The organism is Devosia sp., from assembly GCF_035944845.1.
In the GTDB taxonomy this organism is placed as follows: domain Bacteria; phylum Pseudomonadota; class Alphaproteobacteria; order Rhizobiales; family Devosiaceae; genus Devosia_A.
Map to the genome: position 1 here is coordinate 1 of NZ_DASZAW010000009.1, position 15667 is coordinate 15667.

The 15667-nt window shown below is 65.7% G+C and carries 16 protein-coding genes and 1 pseudogene; 9 read left to right on the forward strand and 8 right to left on the reverse strand.

Going from position 1 to position 15667, the window contains the following annotated elements; all coding sequences use genetic code 11:
• Positions 1 to 429: 429 nt before the first annotated feature.
• Positions 430 to 1428, reverse strand: a complete 999-nt coding sequence (locus VGV07_RS01735) for an ATP-dependent DNA ligase (RefSeq protein ID WP_326866962.1) — start codon at positions 1426 to 1428, stop codon at positions 430 to 432.
• A gap of 166 nt (positions 1429 to 1594) precedes the next feature.
• On the opposite strand from VGV07_RS01735, the gene VGV07_RS01740 reads away from it, so the two are divergent.
• The 3 genes from VGV07_RS01740 (at position 1595) to VGV07_RS01750 (ending at position 4548) form a co-directional block, all read left to right on the forward strand.
• Complete coding sequence (locus VGV07_RS01740; RefSeq protein WP_326866963.1) at positions 1595 to 2524, forward strand: ABC transporter ATP-binding protein; 930 nt, start codon at positions 1595 to 1597, stop codon at positions 2522 to 2524.
• The gene (locus VGV07_RS01745) at positions 2521 to 3282 is read left to right on the forward strand and encodes an ABC transporter permease (protein ID WP_326866964.1); all 762 of its coding nucleotides are present in this window, start codon (positions 2521 to 2523) and stop codon (positions 3280 to 3282) included. The genes VGV07_RS01740 and VGV07_RS01745 overlap by 4 nt, the downstream gene beginning before the upstream one ends.
• 261 nt (positions 3283 to 3543) lie before the next feature.
• A complete protein-coding gene (locus tag VGV07_RS01750; RefSeq protein WP_326866965.1) occupies positions 3544 to 4548 on the forward strand; it encodes an alpha/beta hydrolase in 1005 nt (334 codons plus the stop codon).
• 48 nt (positions 4549 to 4596) lie between these two features.
• Here VGV07_RS01750 and VGV07_RS01755 read toward each other — a convergent pair whose 3' ends face one another.
• Positions 4597 to 5442, reverse strand: coding sequence for a hypothetical protein (locus VGV07_RS01755; protein ID WP_326866966.1), 846 nt, complete (start codon positions 5440 to 5442; stop codon positions 4597 to 4599).
• Positions 5443 to 5582: 140 nt separating this feature from the next.
• Here VGV07_RS01755 and VGV07_RS01760 point away from each other — a divergent pair, with 140 nt between their 5' ends.
• Positions 5583 to 6563 carry an aldo/keto reductase gene (locus tag VGV07_RS01760; RefSeq protein ID WP_326866967.1) on the forward strand — a complete coding sequence of 327 codons (981 nt, stop codon included), beginning with the start codon at positions 5583 to 5585 and terminating at the stop codon, positions 6561 to 6563.
• A 26-nt stretch (positions 6564 to 6589) separates the two neighbouring features.
• Positions 6590 to 8353 (forward strand): SEL1-like repeat protein, encoded by a 1764-nt coding sequence (locus VGV07_RS01765; RefSeq protein WP_326866968.1) that lies wholly within the window; start codon positions 6590 to 6592, stop codon positions 8351 to 8353.
• A gap of 102 nt (positions 8354 to 8455) precedes the next feature.
• Here VGV07_RS01765 and VGV07_RS01770 read toward each other — a convergent pair.
• From VGV07_RS01770 to VGV07_RS01780, 3 genes and pseudogenes are all read right to left on the reverse strand, one after another.
• Positions 8456 to 8865 (reverse strand): annotated as a pseudogene (locus VGV07_RS01770) (VOC family protein).
• Positions 8866 to 8942: 77 nt separating this feature from the next.
• Positions 8943 to 9428: a bacterioferritin gene (gene bfr, locus VGV07_RS01775; RefSeq protein ID WP_055046419.1), complete on the reverse strand. Its 486-nt coding sequence runs from the start codon at positions 9426 to 9428 to the stop codon at positions 8943 to 8945.
• On the reverse strand, positions 9394 to 9705 hold the full coding sequence (locus tag VGV07_RS01780; protein WP_326866977.1) for a (2Fe-2S)-binding protein: 312 nt from the start codon (positions 9703 to 9705) through the stop codon (positions 9394 to 9396). Before VGV07_RS01780 ends, bfr begins: the two co-directional genes overlap by 35 nt.
• Positions 9706 to 9856: 151 nt before the next feature.
• On the opposite strand from VGV07_RS01780, the gene VGV07_RS01785 reads away from it, so the two are divergent.
• Positions 9857 to 10711, forward strand: coding sequence for an alpha/beta hydrolase (locus VGV07_RS01785; RefSeq protein WP_326866970.1), 855 nt, complete (start codon positions 9857 to 9859; stop codon positions 10709 to 10711).
• Positions 10708 to 11985 (forward strand): tetratricopeptide repeat protein, encoded by a 1278-nt coding sequence (locus tag VGV07_RS01790; protein ID WP_326866971.1) that lies wholly within the window; start codon positions 10708 to 10710, stop codon positions 11983 to 11985. Before VGV07_RS01785 ends, VGV07_RS01790 begins: the two co-directional genes overlap by 4 nt.
• Before the next feature lie 41 nt (positions 11986 to 12026).
• Here VGV07_RS01790 and VGV07_RS01795 read toward each other — a convergent pair whose 3' ends face one another.
• Positions 12027 to 13418: a PLP-dependent aminotransferase family protein gene (locus VGV07_RS01795; protein ID WP_326866972.1), complete on the reverse strand. Its 1392-nt coding sequence runs from the start codon at positions 13416 to 13418 to the stop codon at positions 12027 to 12029.
• Between the two features lie 88 nt (positions 13419 to 13506).
• Between VGV07_RS01795 and VGV07_RS01800 the strand changes: the two genes are divergently transcribed.
• Both VGV07_RS01800 and VGV07_RS01805 read left to right on the forward strand, forming a co-directional pair.
• Positions 13507 to 13716, forward strand: a complete 210-nt coding sequence (locus tag VGV07_RS01800; RefSeq protein WP_326866973.1) for a hypothetical protein — start codon at positions 13507 to 13509, stop codon at positions 13714 to 13716.
• Between the two features lie 35 nt (positions 13717 to 13751).
• Positions 13752 to 14102 carry a putative quinol monooxygenase gene (locus VGV07_RS01805; RefSeq protein ID WP_326866974.1) on the forward strand — a complete coding sequence of 117 codons (351 nt, stop codon included), beginning with the start codon at positions 13752 to 13754 and terminating at the stop codon, positions 14100 to 14102.
• A gap of 17 nt (positions 14103 to 14119) precedes the next feature.
• Here the strand turns inward: VGV07_RS01805 and VGV07_RS01810 are convergent, their stop codons facing one another.
• Positions 14120 to 14806, reverse strand: coding sequence for a DUF599 domain-containing protein (locus VGV07_RS01810; RefSeq protein WP_326866975.1), 687 nt, complete (start codon positions 14804 to 14806; stop codon positions 14120 to 14122).
• Positions 14807 to 14930: 124 nt separating this feature from the next.
• On the reverse strand, positions 14931 to 15137 hold the full coding sequence (locus VGV07_RS01815) for a hypothetical protein (protein ID WP_326866976.1): 207 nt from the start codon (positions 15135 to 15137) through the stop codon (positions 14931 to 14933).
• Positions 15138 to 15667: the final 530 nt, after the last annotated feature.

Consider the following 15667-nt stretch of genomic DNA (forward strand, 5'->3'; position numbering starts at 1 on the left):
TGCGCCGATGGTACTAAGTCTCAAGGCTTGGGAGAGTAGGTCGCTGCCAGGTCTGCCAAGAACATGCGTGTCTCATACGACTAGAAAAACAACACAAAACCCCGCCTGCAGAAATGCCGGCGGGGTTTTGTTTTGTCCAAGCTCCGGATTTGCAGGGGCCGGGATGTCGCTCCCCGCACGCAGAACTGCCGACTTGCTCGGGATGCACCGGCGGCGAACAGCGCCCCCTCGCCCCTTTGGGGCAAGGGCGGCGGATGAGGCAGAAGGCGTCAGCCGCGGGTTGGCGGCGTCAGACGCGAGAAAGGGCCACTTCAGTGCCACCTTCATCCCGGGCCGGTGTGCTGGGCGCCCCTCACCCTGGCCCTCTCCCCAAAGGGGCGAGGGGACGATAGGGGCGCCAACAGCGCAAAACTGGAGGCGATACCCGCCCTACTTCCCCAATTGCTCCATTCGGCACTGATCCGGCCGCTTGTCCGGGCGCCAGCGTAGCAGCCGCGTGCCGTGGCGGAAGCGGTCGCTGCTGACGTGGTCGTAGGCGACTTCCACCACCAGTTCGGGCCGCAAGGCTTCGTAATGTTCGGTGCGTTCGGTCGACCAGCGGCTGGGGCCGCCGGGGGCGCGGCCGGTGAAGCCGCTGCCGCCGGCGAGGGTTTCGAGACGCCTGGTCAGTTCTGCCTTGTCCTCGTCTGCGAGCGCTGAGGTGAAGCCGACATGGTTCAGCTTCCCGTCGTCGTCATAGAGGCCGAGCAGGAGTGAACCGGCCAACTTGCTCCCCGTGCCGTAGCGGAAGCCGCCGACCACGCAGTCCGCCGTGCGGATGCGCTTGATCTTCAGCATCTGCCGCTCTCCGGCGGCATAGGGGGCGTCATGCCGCTTGGCGATCACGCCGTCAAGATCGCCGCCGGCGCCGGCGAGCCAGGCCTCGGCTTTGCCGCGATCGGCGGTCGTCGGCGACAGCCGAAGGCCGGGGCGTTCGATGGTGCCAAAGAAGCTTTCGAGCTCGCGTCGCCGCTCCGAAAGCGGCAGCGACGCCAATGGCTTGCCGCCCGGCGCCAGCAGCAGGTCGAACAGCACGTAGACGGCCGGATGCTCAGCCGCGAGCTTCTGCACCCGGCTCGCCGCGGGATGGAGCCGCATCTGCAGCGCATCGAAGCTGAGCCGCCCACCGATCGGAATGGTGAGCTCACCATCGAGCACGAAGTCAGTTGCCGGCAATGTCTCGAGCAGGCTGACCATGTCGGGAAAGAAGCGGCCGAGCGGCTTGCCGGATTTGGCGAACAGCGCGACGGCATCGCCCTGCTTCACCGCGATGCATCGAAAGCCGTCCCATTTCGGTTCGAACTGCCAGCCCTGGTCGCGAGGCAGTTCGGCAACCGAACGTGCCTCCATCGGCGCCAGCGGGATCTGATCCTGAGCAGCTGCGGGCATGGCGTCCTCCTTCGCGTGCAGAGGCTAGCCGACGATACCGGTGGAGTCTCGCCTCGCCAGGATGCGCTGCCTGCCCATATGGGCAGGTCGATGTTACCTCACAGTTCGTTGAACTCGGCCGCCGCCGACCGCATATGGTGCGGACACGGAGTTCGGGAGGGCGAACATGCCGGACGCAGTCATTGCAATTGCCGACTTGTCCAAGACCTATGCCTCGGGGTTTGCGGCGCTGAAGCACGTCAGCCTCGAGATTGAGCGCGGCGAGATCCTGGCGCTGCTGGGGCCGAACGGGGCCGGCAAAACCACGCTGATCTCGATCGTCTGCGGCATCGTCACGCCATCAAGCGGCACGGTGACGGTGGGTGGGCACGACATCGTCAGGGACTATCGCAAATCCCGCGAGATGATCGGGCTGGTGCCGCAGGAGCTGACCACCGACGCGTTCGAGACGGTGTGGGCGACAGTCAGCCACAGCCGCGGCTTGTTCGGCAAGAAGCCGGACCCGGCGCATCTCGAAAAGGTGCTGCGCGAGCTCAGCCTCTGGGACAAGAAAGACAGCAAGATCATGCAGCTCTCCGGCGGCATGAAGCGCCGGGTGATGATCGCCAAGGCGCTGAGCCACGAGCCCGAAGTGCTGTTCCTCGACGAGCCGACTGCGGGCGTCGACGTCGAGTTGCGCAAGGACATGTGGGCGATGATCCGCCGTCTCAGGGCGGCGGGCACGACGATCATCCTCACCACCCACTACATCGCCGAAGCCGAGGAAATGGCCGACCGCATCGGCATCATCCAGCACGGCGAGCTGGTGCTGGTCGAGAAAAAGGCCGAGCTGATGCGGAAGCTCGGCAAGAAGCAGCTGACCCTGACGCTGCAGGAGCGGCTCGAGAGCCTGCCCGAGGCGCTGCAGCCCTATGCGCTGGAACTCGCCGCCGATGGCGAAAGCCTGGTCTACACCTACGATGCGCAGGGCGAGCGGAGCGGCATCAGCGGATTGCTCGCAGCGCTCGGCACTGCCGGGGTGCGGTTCCGCGACCTGCAGACACGCGAGAGTTCGCTCGAAGACATCTTCGTCAGCCTGGTGAGGGACGCGTCATGAACCTCGAAGCGATCAAGGCCATCTACAAGTTCGAGATGGCGCGCACTTTCCGCACGCCGCTGCAGTCGCTGATCTCGCCGGTGATCTCGACCTCGCTCTACTTCGTGGTGTTCGGCGCCGCCATCGGCTCGCGCATCACCGAGATCGAGGGCGTCAGCTATGGCGCCTTCATCCTGCCGGGGTTGATCATGCTGATGATCCTGACCCAGTCGGTGGCCAACGGCTCGTTCGGCATCTACTTCCCGAAGTTCCTCGGCACCATCTACGAGCTGCTCTCGGCGCCGGTGTCGTCGTTCGAAACGGTGGTCGGCTATGTCGGGGCAGCGGCGACGAAATCGCTCATTCTCGGTGTGCTGGTGCTGGCGACGGCGTGGTTCTTCGTGCCCATCCGCATCGACCATCCGTTCTGGATGCTGGCCTTCCTGGTGCTCACCGCGATCACCTTCAGCCTCGTCGGCTTCATCATCGGCATCTGGGCCAAGGGGATGGAGCAGCTGCAGACGGTGCCGCTGCTGATCATCACGCCGCTGACTTTTCTCGGCGGCACGTTCTACTCGCTGAGCGTGCTGCCGCCATTCTGGCAGACGGTGTCGCTGTTCAACCCGGTAGTCTACCTGATCAGCGGCTTTCGCTGGGCCTTCTACGGCATCGCCGATGTGGATATTTCGATCAGCGTCGCTGCAACGTTGGGGTTCCTCGCCATCTGCCTTGCGATCGTCAGCTGGATGTTCCGGACGGGGTATCGGTTGAAGTCGTAGCGGCACGCGCCGCCATCGCAGGGCGTCGCAGTCGGGACACCTCTCCCTTGGGCGAGAGGTCGGCGCGTAGCGCCGGGTGAGGGGGCCTTCTCCACGCTCGGTGCTTGCGGCAAGGCCCCCTCACCCTGACCCTCTCCCCCAAAGGGAGAGGGGACGATGGGGGAGCCGTCGGCGCGTTCACCTATCCACAAAACCGGTCACAAAATCTTCAGGTTCCTCGGCCATCAGTCGGCCCGACTCCGGAACTGACCAGGCCCCCGAATGACCAGGATTTTCAGCACCGCTCTGCGGTTCGCCCTTGCTTTGTCGCTGCTCGTCGCCTCGGTGCTGCCGACGCTGGCACAGGTGACGATCTTTTCGCCATTCAACATCGCCGAGGCGATGGACCGGGGGGTCAAGAAAGTCGCCGACATTCCCTATGCGGATGGACAGCGCAAGAAGCTCGATATCTATCGGCCGGAGAAGATCGACGGCACCGCGCCGGTGGTGATGTTCATCTATGGCGGCAGCTGGCGGGCGGGCGACAAGTTCGAATACGAGTTCGCCGGCCGGGCGCTGGCGGCGGCCGGGTTCGTCACGGTGATTGCCGATTACCGGCTGTGGCCGGAGGTCAAGTATCCGGATTTCCTCGAGGATTGCGCACAGGCGATGCGCTGGATCCAGGACAATATCGCGCTCTATGACGGCGATCCGAACCGCTTCTTCGTCGCCGGCCATTCGGCCGGCGCCTACAACGCGGTGATGCTCGGGCTCGATTCCTCGTTCCGGCGCGACTATGACGTCACCATGCCGATCCGGGCGATTGCCGGGATTTCCGGGCCCTACAATTTCTACCCGTTCGAGTACGACCAGGTGCGCGACACCTTCGGGCCGGCGCCGAGCCCGGAGGGGACGCAGCCGATCAACCTCGTCACCAGCGATGCGCCGCCGATCTTTCTGGCCAGCGGCACCTCCGACCCGATCGTCAGGGTGCAGAACTCCGAAGCGTTGGCCAAGAAGCTGCGCGAGCAGGGCATCTGGGTCACCGAGAAATACTATCCGGGCTTCGGCCACCTCGAGCCGGTGATTGCGCTGGGGGCGATGATGCGGTTCCGCATGCCGATCCTCAACGACATGGTCGAGTTCTTCCAGACCTTCGGCGCCTTCCCCTCGGGCACGCCGCGACCGGTGTTCACGCCCGATCCGCCCGAGAGCAACATGACGGCGGTGATCGAGAAGATGGACGACGTGCTGGCGCCGATCGATGGCGGGCGGCGCAACGAGTGAGGCGGGCGAGTAGCGAATGCTACCCGCTATTGGCTACTCACCACTCGCTCACACATTGACGCTCTGCATGCGCGCCGCGAAGGCTTCGCCGAAGGCCGACATGCCGTCGGCGACGATGCGGCCGACGGCGTAGGCGGCAACGGCATAGAATTTCTGCGCCGCCGGGGTGCGCAGAAACTCGATATAGCGGTCGAGATCGGCATCGCTGAGGTCGCGATAGACATAGGCCATCATGGCGCGCTGGGTGCGGCCGACATCGGCGAGCAGCCCGGGCATCATCGCCTCGACCTGGGTATCGATCTCCTGCCAGGGCACGGTAACTTCGCCCTGCTGGTGCGACACCGAGAGCCCGAGCAGCAGCGCCCGCACGGACTGGCCGACCATGGCGGCGGAAATCTCGGCCGAGACCAGCTCCATCAGTGCATCGATCTGGGTCTGGCGGATCACCGAGGCGGTCGTCACCAGTTGCTGGCCCGCGGCGATCGCAGCGATCTGCGCCCCAGGTTCGAGCCGGGCGGCGTCACGCTCCAGCACCGTCATCCGCTCGCCGAAGGCGGAGTGAAAGAAGCTGCGCAGCACCGCCTGTTCGTCGGTCGAGAACTTACCTTCGAGCGCCCTCGCCAGACGGCGGTGCAGATCGGCGGCGTCGAACACCGAGGTGGCCGTCGCCTCCCAATGCTTCAGGAAAATCTCGTCGCTGGAGATTTCCTCGGCGCGGGCCGAGGCGGCGATGGTTGCCGCAAACTGGGTGAACACCTCATCGAGCGCCGTCGCCCGCATCAGCTCGGCCACGGCAATCTGCTGGCTCTGCGCCAGGGCGGGGCGGATGGCGGTCAGCGGCGAGGCGACCGGCGTCAGCAACAGTGCGAGCACCGCGAGCGAACGGATCAGCATCTCACGCGTCCTCCTCTGCAGTCGCCAGCCTAGCGCAGCGGCGCCCATTGCGCCAATGCAGCGGCAGTGTTTCCGCACAGGACTTGCCCTCTGCCCCCGCCGGGCTGCTAAACTCATGTCCAATCAAAGGAGTATCCACCATGCAGTATACCCGTCTCGGTCGTACCGGCCTCGAAGTCAGCCGGATCTGTCTCGGCTGCATGTCGTTCGGCGAGCCCAAGCGCGGTTCGCACGAGTGGACGCTCGACGAAGCGGCGAGCCGTCCGATCCTCCGCGCCGCCTGGGAAGCGGGGATCAATTTCTATGACACCGCCAATGTCTATTCGCTGGGCTCGAGCGAGGAGATCGTGGGCAAGGTGCTGCTCGAAATGGCGCCGCGCGATGAGCTGGTGATCGCCACCAAGGTCAATGGCGAGATGCGCAAGGGGCCGAATGGCGCGGGGCTCAGCCGCAAGGCGATCCTCAGCGAGATCGACAACTCGCTGCGCCGGCTCGGGACCGACTATGTCGATCTCTACCAGATCCACCGCTTCGATCCGGCGACGCCGATCGAGGAAACGCTCGAGGCGCTCAATGACGTGGTGCGGGCCGGCAAGGCCCGTTACATCGGCGCCTCCTCGATGGCGGCCTGGCAGTTCCTGAAGATGCTGATGACCTCGGACAGGCACGGCTGGGCGCGGTTCGTCTCCATGCAGGATCAGCTCAACCTGATCGAGCGCGAAGAAGAGCGCGAGATGCTGCCGCTCTGCATCGACCAGGGCATCGGGGTGATCCCGTGGTCGCCGCTGGCGCGCGGCCGACTGGCTCGTCCGTGGGGCGAGAGCACCGAACGGATGGAAACCGACATCTACGGCAAGACGCTGTACCTTCGCGACGAAGCGGCCAACCAGGCGATCAATGCCGTAGTCGCCGACATTGCCGCGGCGCGCGGGGTGAAGATGGCGCAGGTGGCGCTCGCCTGGGTGTTGCAGAAGCAGCCGGTTAGCGCCCCGATTGTCGGCGTTACCAAGCTCAGCCAACTCGAGGATGCCGTCGGGGCGCTCGATGTGGTGCTGACGGCGGATGAAGTGGCGCGGCTCGAAGCGCCGTATCACTCGACGGGCGCTGCGAGCTTCCGCTAGGCTTTGTGCACAAGGGGGCAGGGGGCATGATGGTGCGCAGCAGCACAACCGTGGCGCATGGGCTTTTGCTGGTGCTGGCAGGGATGCTGCCGGCGAGCGCCACGGCACAGGATACGCCGGTGGCATCGATCTGCGCCATGGCCGCAGCGTCGCAATACGAACCCGGCTACGCCGGATTTGGTCGCGAACTCAGCCAGATCGATGTGGGTACTGCCATCCCGGCGTGCGAGGAGGCCGTCGCGGCAGCACCCGATGTGGCGGCCAACAGGGCGTGGCTGGCGCGCGCGCTGCTTGCCGACGGGCAGACCGATGCAGCGTTGCCGCTGCTCGAGACTGCGGTGGCCGGCGACAGTCCGCTGGCCCGGCAACTGCTGGCCGATGTGCTGTTCGGCGACCTCGGCTACATCGCCAGCACCGACGACACGCGGGCGCTGGAGGTGTTGCGGCCGGCGGCAGAGGCCGGGTTCGCTCCAGCCCAGCTCAGCCTGGCGTTTGCCTACGACCTCGGTCGCGGCATGGCAGAAGACGACGTGCTGGCAGCATCGTGGTACATGCGGGCCGCCCAGCAGGGCGAGGCCCGCGCTTCCAGCAATCTCGGCTATCTCTATCACGGTGGCGCCGGGGTCGAGCTCGACTACGCGCAGGCGATGTTCTGGTACCAGAAGGGCGCGGAACAGGGCGATGTCGTCGGCATCTACGGCGTTGGCCAGCTCTACGAGTACGGGCAGGGCGTCGACGTCGACTTCGTCAAGGCGGCTGAGCAGTTCCAGCTTGGCGCCGCGATGGGCGACTCTTATGCGCAGAACGATCTCGGTTTTCTCTACGAGACCGGGCAGGGCGTCACAGAGAATCTCGCCGAGGCCGCGCGCTACTACCAGTTGGCGGCGGACCAGGGCTATGCGCTGGCGAGCGCCAACCTTGCGCAGCTCTACAGCACCGGGCGCGGGGTGGAGCGGGATTTCGATCGGGCCTTTGAGCTCTACTCCTATGCGCATGACCAGGGCGAGACCGGCGGTACCGTCGGGCTGGCGCAGGCCTATCTCTATGGCGAAGGGGTCGCGGTCGATTTCGAGATGGCGCGCAGCTATGCCGAACAGGCGGCCGATGCCGGGGCGAGCTACGGGCAATCGACACTGGGGGCGATCTATGCCGATGGCACGGGCGTGGCGCGCGATTTCAACCGCGCCATCGAGCTGTTCGACCTGGCCGCAGCGCAGGGCAACGACTATGCCGCCAGCCGGGCAGCCGAGGTTCGCGCCGAGCAAACCTGCGGGTTGATCGCTGCAACCCGCTACGAAACAGGTTTCGAGGTTTCAGGCGTCGAGATCGAGCGGATTGACGCCGGAAGCGCCATTCCGGTGTGCGAAAAGGCGGTGGCGCTCGATGCGGCTTCGCTCGAGAACAAGGCCTGGTACGCCCGAACGCTGATTGCCGGCGGGCGGCAGTCCGAAGCCGTACCGCTGCTCGAGGCTGCGGCAGGCAGTTTCACGCCGGCCAAGGCGTTGCTCGCCGACCTGTTGCTGTGGGGTCATGGAGTGGACGAAGACCCAGCGCGGGCGGTGACGCTCTACCAGACAGCGGCGGCAACGGGTTTCCCGCCGGCCGAGTTCGGCCTGGGGGTTGCCTATCAGAATGGCCGCGGTGTACCGGCCGACCTGGTGTTGGCGGCCAAGTGGTATCGGTTGGCGGCCCAGCATGGTGTGGTCGAGGCGGCGGATCGGCTGGCGAACCTCGATCGCGGAACGGTAGAGCCGCAGAGCGGGCCGATGCGGGCGGGGCCGCGGAGCTGATTTTCGGCTGGCTATGGCCGGCGCCTTTGGCCGCTCCCTCCACCAGCTTGGCTGATCCCCCTCCCCCGCCCCGCGGGGGAGGATTACCGCACCCTCAGTGCCTCACATCGGCTCGCGCACGACCGAAGGGGCGGAGCGTTTTTCTTTGCCGTGGGTGACGGCCTCGATGTTGTTGCCATCGGGGTCGAAGACGAAGGCGGCGTAGTAGCCCGGATGGTACGAGCGCTCGCCGGGCCCGCCATTATCGGTGCCGCCGGCCTCGAGCGCCGCTTTATGGAAGCGCCGGACCATCTGTTCGTCGCGCGCCTGGAAGGCGAGGTGCACTTTCGAGATGTGCTGCCCGGGGCCGGGGCGGCTGATGTAAAGTTCGTCGGCCGGAAGGCGTGTTCCGAGCGGTTGGCCGGCGGCAGCTCCAGCGCTTCGAGCACTGCGGCGTAGAAGGCGGCGGCCTTGTCGAGGTCGGCGACGTTGAGGTGGACGTGGTCGATCAGGCGTCCGGCATGAAACTGCATGGGTTTTCCTTCCTACCTCGCAAACAAAAAGCCGGCCGCCACTGGCGACCGGCTCGAAATCCGAGGTGACAGCAGGCTTATTCGGCCTTGTCGGCGCTGTCGGAATTGAGCTGGCCGTACTTTTCAACGCCGATCGAGTTGAGCAGTTGCAGCTGGCTCTCGAGGAAATCGATGTGGCCTTCTTCGTCGGCCAGCAGTTCCTCAAACAGGTTCTTGGACACATAGTCGCCGAGCGACTCGCAGAGCTCGCGCGAGGCCTTGTAGGCCTTGCGGGCGTCATACTCGCCGGCGAGATCGCATTCGAGCACTTCCTTGATGGTCTGGCCGATGCGGAGCGGCGCCACGCGCTGCAGGTTGGGGTGACCTTCGAGGAAAATGATGCGCTCGATCAGCTTGTCGGCGTGGTGCATCTCTTCGATGGATTCGGCACGTTCCTTGGCTGCCAGCTTGGTGTAGCCCCAGTCGGAAAGGATGCGAAAATGCACCCAGTACTGGTTCACGGCCCCGAGTTCGAGGAACAGAGCCTCGTTAAGCCGCTCGATGACCTGTGCTTCGCCTTTCATTACGACCTCCTTGGCGCTTACGACGCATGGCAGAAAGCCGCGCGTGCACCACGGGTGCATCGGCGGGTTTTTCGGCCAGTTGGAGGTGGTACTCTTCCGTCACCGTGATGATAATGTCCACCACATTCGGAACGCAGCCGGCGCATTTGCAGCGCTTCTGCAGCTCCCGGTAAACCATCGCAGGTACGATGATTTGCCAGGGATCCTCACGCAAAAGCCCGACGATAACCTGCTTGATCTCCCTGTCGGTGATCACATTGCACTGGCAGACAAGCATGGGCAGAAAAACGGCGTCGAGTGTGAGGTTTCGGGCGGCATAGAGCGCCGACGAAACCTGATTGTCAATGTCAGATAATGCCGCACGCCGAATGACGAAACCATCGCCCGCCCGATCCGTATCTATCGGGGCACGCCGCAGGTCTATCCAGATGTCCTTCTCGCTCGTCGGTCTCCTCAATTTCGCCAGTCCCAAGGATCGCCGGTCGTGGCGGTTGGCGTCCGGGGTCAGCTACGGCAGGTGGCCGAAGCAGAAGCTCGATATCTACGGTCCGCGCGCCGCCGGCGGCCCCGTCCCGGTGGTCATCTACCTCTATGGCGGCGCCTGGAACGAGGGCGATCGGCGCGACTTCGCGTTCGTCGCGCGCTGGCTCGCCGGCTTGGGCACCATGGTGGTCGTACCCGACTACCGGGTGCTGCCGGAGGTCGAGTATCCGGTATTCCTCGAGGATTGCGCCGACGCGGTGCGCTGGACGTTGCAACATGCCGCCGAATTCGGTGGCGACGCCACGCGGCTGGCGCTGGCCGGCCACTCGGCCGGCGCCTACAACGCGGTGATGCTGGCGCTGGAGCCGGCCTATGGGGTCAGCGCGGCGGTCGACGCCGTGGTTGGGCTTTCCGGCCCCTACAATTTCTACCCGTTCGACGTGCCGATCAGCATCCGTACGTTCAGCGGTGCCCCCGATCCCCTGGCGACGCAGCCGGTAAACCTCGTCAGCGCCGCGGCGCCGCCGATGTTTCTGGCGAGCGCCGATGATGACACGGTGGTCGGGCCGCAGAACACCGTGGCCCTGGCGAAGCGCCTGCGCGAGGTGGGCGCGGAGGTGGTCGAGCGGCATTTTCCGCGTTTCACCCATCCTTCGACGCTGCTCGAGTTGGGGAGCTTGTTGACCCGCCGTTCCAGCCTTGCCGGCGACGTTGCGGGCTTTCTCGCCCGCACATTGCAGCTGGCGCCGTCGGATGACGACGCTATGATCGGGCACGGCCAGGAGGGAGCAGGGCGATGAGTTTGCGACAGACGCTGGCGGCGAGCGCCGCGCTGGCCCTGGGTCTTGCGGCAGCCCCGGGCCTTGCCACCGAGCTGTTCGACGCCTGCGCCGCTGCGGCGGCGAGCCCCTACGAAGCGGGCTATGCGGAGGCCGGCGTCGACAGCGCCAAGATGGATACCGCTGCGGCGATCGATGACTGCACCGCGGCGCTGGCCGAAGATCCCGACTCCGTGCCGCTCAAGGCCTGGCTCGGCCGCGCCTACGACGTTGGCGGCGACTCGGCGCTCGCCGTGACCTATCTCGAGCCGGCGGCGACCGCCGGCAACGCTTTGGCGCAGACCAGCTTTGGCGACATCCTGATCGTCGGGCAGGGTGTGACGCAGGACATGACGCGCGGCGCGGAACTGTTGCAGCTCGCGGCCGACGCCGGCTTCGCTCCGGCGCAGGACAGCCTCGGGCTCTCCTACGACTACGGCGAGGGCGTCGGGCAGGATCATCTCGAGGCGTCGCGCTGGTATCGCCGGGCGGCCGAGCAGGGCCTGCCGCGGGCAATGGCCAATCTCGGCTCGATGTATGCCGAAGGACTCGGGGTGGACCAGGATCTGGTCGCGGCGGCCGCCTGGTACCAGCGAGGCGCCGACAGGGGCGACAGCCGGGCGCAGTACAACCTCGGCAGTTTCTATGAAAGCGGGGCGTTGGGCGAACCGGATTATGGGCGCGCCGCCGAACTCTACCAGGCAGCGGCCGACCAGAACTACGGGCTGGCGCAGAACGCGCTCGGCTTTCTCAAGCAGCATGGCTACGGCACGGCGCCCGACCCCGAGGGGGCGGCGGCGCTTTACCAGCAGGCCGCCGACCAGGGGATTGCCCAGGCGCAAGGGAACCTGGCTTTGCTCTATGAGGATGGGCTCGGGGTGACGCAGGACTATGCGATGGCCCGCCAGCTCTACCGCCAGGCATCGCAAAGCGGCAACACCGATGCGGCCGCCAATCTGGGGCTATTGTATCTCAACGGCGCCGGCGGCGAGCGCAACCTTGAGAAGGCGCTGAGCTTCACCCAGCAGGCGGCCGACCAGGGGAACCCGGTGGGGCTCAACAATCTCGGCCATCTCTACGAAAACGGGCTGGCGGTGACGATGGACACGACCCGCGCACTCGAGCTCTACCGGCAATCGGCTGCACTCGGTTACCAGACCGGCGCCGACAACCACCAGCGGCTCGAAGCGGCGCTGCAGGCGCCGACCGAAACGCCATCGGTCAAGACTTATCCCAGGAGCAAGATCGACAACTGAGGCTGGCGTGCCGCCCGACGGGCGCTCGGGCGCCGAAATAGCTAGTTCTCGATGAGACCGACCAGGGTGCGCAGGGCGGTGCGCAAGGCCCTCTCCGGCATCTGAGCATAGCTCAACAGCAAGGTGCTCGCCTCGGGCGCCGTGCCGAGATAGTGCCGGCGGAGAAAGGTGACGCCCATGTCGCGCCGGCTGGCCCGCTCGCGGATGACGGGCTCGTCGAGGCGGCGGTGGAAACGCACTGTGGCGTGAAGTCCGGCGGATATGCCGCTGACTTCGACTTCGGGCAGATCAGTGCGAATGGCAGCAAGCAGCGCCTCGCGGCGATCGCGATAGATCGCCCGCATCTTGCGCAGATGCCGGCCGTACTCACCCGACGCAATGAAATGTGCGAGGGCGTGCTGATCGATACGGCTCTGGCCATAATCCATCAGCAGGGCTTCGTATTCGAGCGCCGACAGCAGGGCCGGCGGCACGACCATCCAGCCCATGCGCAAGGCCGGAGCCAGGGACTTGCTGGCGGTGCCGGCATAGACGACGGCGTCCGGCGCCAGGCCCTGAAGCGCGCCGACGGGGGCGCGGTCGTAACGGAACTCGCCGTCATAATCGTCTTCGATGGCGAAGCCATTGCGGGCCCTGAGCCAGTTCACCAATGCCAGCCGGCGCGCGCCACTCAGCACTACGCCGGTCGGCGATTGATGCGCCGGCGTCACCAGCACGGCCTGGGCCGGACTCGCCGCCAGCGCTGCGACGTCGATACCGTCTCCGTCCACCGGGATCGGCACCAGGGTCAGGCCGTTCGCCACCCAGGTGGCGTAGTTGGCGTAGCCCGGTTCCTCCACCGCCAGGTGCGTGATGTTGCGGCGGCGCAGCGCCAGTGCAAGGCACGCTCTCGCCTGCTCGAAGCCGCCGGTGATGAGGATCTGGCGCGGGTCGGCGCTGACACCGCGGACGCGCCCGAGATAGTCGGCCAGCGCCTGACGCAACGGCCAGACGCCGAAGCGCTGGCCATAGCCGAAATCGTTGGGCCCCATGGCCTTGAGACCGGCTTCTACCGATTTCAGCCAGCGCGCCGAGGGAAAGGTCGAGAGGTCGGGAATGCCGGGGCGGAAATCGTAGCGGTAATAGGCGGTGATGAAGCTTTCGGGCGGGAACTTGGGCCGGTGGTGCTGCGGGGCGGCGTCCGCTACGCGCGGTGCCGCACCCTGCCGCAGAGCGACATAGCCCTCGGCCTCCAGCTGGGTGTAGGCCTCCATCACCAGGGGGCGCGAAATGCCGAGATGCCGCGCCAGGTCGCGGGTTGATGGCAACTCGCCACCCGGACGCAGCGCGCCGCTGCGAACGGCATCGCGCAGTTGCCGCTCGAGCTGGGTGCGCATCGGCTCGGCCGCCTGGCGATCGACGGTGATCAGCAGTTCAGTATGCCGACTGGACAAGTCTATTGGCCGCAACTGGTCATTACGCGCCTGACCAGTCTGCCATAGTTTCCTCCTCGTCCGCTAGTCGAACCCGTGGAGAAGCCAGATGGCCCTCGTTGATATCCCCCGCGACCGGGTCGCCGGTCCCTCGACTGCCCGTCTCTACCGTGCCGTTGCTCGCTGGCTGGCGGATCGATACGCCAGGCGGCAGCAGAAGGCGGTGCTACAGGATCTGCTGTTCGCCCCCGAGCATCGACTTCGTGACCTCGGGATCAGCCGCGAGGACCTGATCCGGGCGATCGATCATCGCCACTGACCAACAGCAACCAACTCATTTCGAAGGGAAATACCATGGACGAGATCAAAGGCATTGCCCGCGCGGTCATTCGGCCCGGCAAGCTCGACGCCTACAAGGCGCTTTGCGAGCAGGCGATGGAGATCGTCAGGACCAAGGATACCGGTACGCTGCAGTACGAGATTTTCTTCAACGAGGATGAGAGCGAGGCGATCGTCTATGAACGCTATCGCGATATCGATGCGGCGCTCGAGCATTTCAGCAATATCGGCCACCTGATGGCGCCGCTGCTGGAGACGGCCGAGGTGAACGGCGAACTCCTCGCCAAATACAGCGACAAGATGATGCTCGGTGGCGCCGGCCCCAAGCTCTACCAGCCGTGGCGAGTGTTCCAGGACCTCAAGTAGCCGAGGCTGCCGGCGCGTCAGGGGTGCTCCTGCTCGCGCCGGCTCGCGAGGACCGCGATCGAAGCTGCAACGCGGTGGGCGGTGGAGAAGAATTCGCGGTGCACCATGAACGCCACCGTGACGAGGGTTGCCACCACCGCCAGCCACTCATTGGCGAACCAGGCGACCATCGGCACGGCGAAATAGTAGGCGCGGATGCCGTTGTTGAAGTTCTTCGCCGCCAGCGTGTTGAGCCGGGCGATGCCGTCGATCTCGTCGCGGGCCACGTGCTCTGAATGCTCGATGGCGCCGAGCAGGATGCAGAAATGGTTGAACTGGCGCAGCGCCAGGGTGAACGAGAAAAAGCTCAGAACGAAGATGGCGAGCGTCGCGAACAGGTGGACCTGCACGTCCTGCGAGGTGTAGCTCGCCTTCAGTCCGGCGGTGGTCAGCGTGTCGGTGAGTGCGGTGAGGTTGCCGAAGGCGGTAAACACCGCCAGCACCAGCAGCACCGAAGTCGAGGCGAGAAAGCTCACCGAGCCCATCAGGTTGCCGGCGAGGATCGCATCGAGCGGGGTATCGCGTTTGACCGCATTAGCCACCCAGCGGCGGCGCTGCATCGACATGATCACCGACAGCGACGGCCGCTTCCGCTCCAGCAGGGGCACGCCGTAATTGTAGGCGAACCAGCAGATCAGCGGGAAAAGTGTCGCGAACAGCGTCATGGCGCCCGGAGCCCCAGGGGAATCGATGCCCCTTTATAGCGCTCCGGTTCGCGTTGGCGATTGGCCGTGTGCGAGCCGCCAAGTCATGCTGGTGACAGGAAAGGCCTACGACCTTCCTGGCGCGTCAGATGAACGGCGGGGCCAGCAGATTGACGAAGCGCATGCCTTCGGCCGGGTCTCGCGGCTCCTCGGCCGGCCACTTGCCATCGAGCACGGCGGCGTCGCGCTCGCTGCGGGTCAGCCGAAACTCGGGCCCGAAGAACGGCTTCTGCCGGTCGTCACCCGGCGGCAGGTCGTCGCGCGGGGTCAGGATTCCAACAAAGTGCAGCACGTCGTCACTCCTCGGTTTGGTCGGCCCCGCCGCCTACAGGGGGAAGCAGCGGGGCCGCGTTGCCGTCGGGGAGGGAGGAGGGAACCCCGGCGTATGCCAGCAGAATGACAAAGACTATCGGACTGGTCGAGAATTTAGATGCCAAATCGTGGTGAGGCGGGGGAAGCGATTTGCGCGGGGAGCTATCGAGCGTGAAACAGATGGTGGCACGCCGATAGAGACGGCCCCCTCCCATCCTCCCCCATGAAGGGAGAGGTGCCGCATCGAGTACCAGGCACGATCGCGCCATAAGCTCGACTCTTCACCTCCCCCTTTATGGCAGGGCTATCGCATATGAACAGCCACCGGGCTCTCAGTGGTCCTCCACCGCGCAGCGGGGGAGGGGGACCAGCGAAGCTGGTGGAGGGGGCGGCCCCAAAAACCGGCGTATCCTGCCGCCCCCTCCACCGCCTTCGGCGGTCCCCCTCCCCCGTTTCACGGTGGAGGACCACCGAGAGTCCTGTGCGAAAGCCATATGCGATAGCCCTGCC

Excerpts from the sequence above, each read along its gene's own strand:
- VGV07_RS01800 (WP_326866973.1), top strand. The coding sequence starts at position 13,507 with ATGGCCCTCGTTGATATCCCCCGCGACCGGGTCGCCGGTCCCTCGACT.
- VGV07_RS01750 (WP_326866965.1), top strand. The coding sequence starts at position 3,544 with ATGACCAGGATTTTCAGCACCGCTCTGCGGTTCGCCCTTGCTTTGTCG.
- bfr (WP_055046419.1), bottom strand. The coding sequence starts at position 9,428 with ATGAAAGGCGAAGCACAGGTCATCGAGCGGCTTAACGAGGCTCTGTTC.
- VGV07_RS01740 (WP_326866963.1), top strand. The coding sequence starts at position 1,595 with ATGCCGGACGCAGTCATTGCAATTGCCGACTTGTCCAAGACCTATGCC.
- VGV07_RS01765 (WP_326866968.1), top strand. The coding sequence starts at position 6,590 with ATGATGGTGCGCAGCAGCACAACCGTGGCGCATGGGCTTTTGCTGGTG.
- VGV07_RS01785 (WP_326866970.1), top strand. The coding sequence starts at position 9,857 with ATGTCCTTCTCGCTCGTCGGTCTCCTCAATTTCGCCAGTCCCAAGGAT.
- VGV07_RS01780 (WP_326866977.1), bottom strand. The coding sequence starts at position 9,705 with ATGCTTGTCTGCCAGTGCAATGTGATCACCGACAGGGAGATCAAGCAG.
- VGV07_RS01745 (WP_326866964.1), top strand. The coding sequence starts at position 2,521 with ATGAACCTCGAAGCGATCAAGGCCATCTACAAGTTCGAGATGGCGCGC.
- VGV07_RS01810 (WP_326866975.1), bottom strand. The coding sequence starts at position 14,806 with ATGACGCTGTTCGCGACACTTTTCCCGCTGATCTGCTGGTTCGCCTAC.
- VGV07_RS01805 (WP_326866974.1), top strand. The coding sequence starts at position 13,752 with ATGGACGAGATCAAAGGCATTGCCCGCGCGGTCATTCGGCCCGGCAAG.
- VGV07_RS01790 (WP_326866971.1), top strand. The coding sequence starts at position 10,708 with ATGAGTTTGCGACAGACGCTGGCGGCGAGCGCCGCGCTGGCCCTGGGT.
- VGV07_RS01760 (WP_326866967.1), top strand. The coding sequence starts at position 5,583 with ATGCAGTATACCCGTCTCGGTCGTACCGGCCTCGAAGTCAGCCGGATC.
- VGV07_RS01755 (WP_326866966.1), bottom strand. The coding sequence starts at position 5,442 with ATGCTGATCCGTTCGCTCGCGGTGCTCGCACTGTTGCTGACGCCGGTC.
- VGV07_RS01735 (WP_326866962.1), bottom strand. The coding sequence starts at position 1,428 with ATGCCCGCAGCTGCTCAGGATCAGATCCCGCTGGCGCCGATGGAGGCA.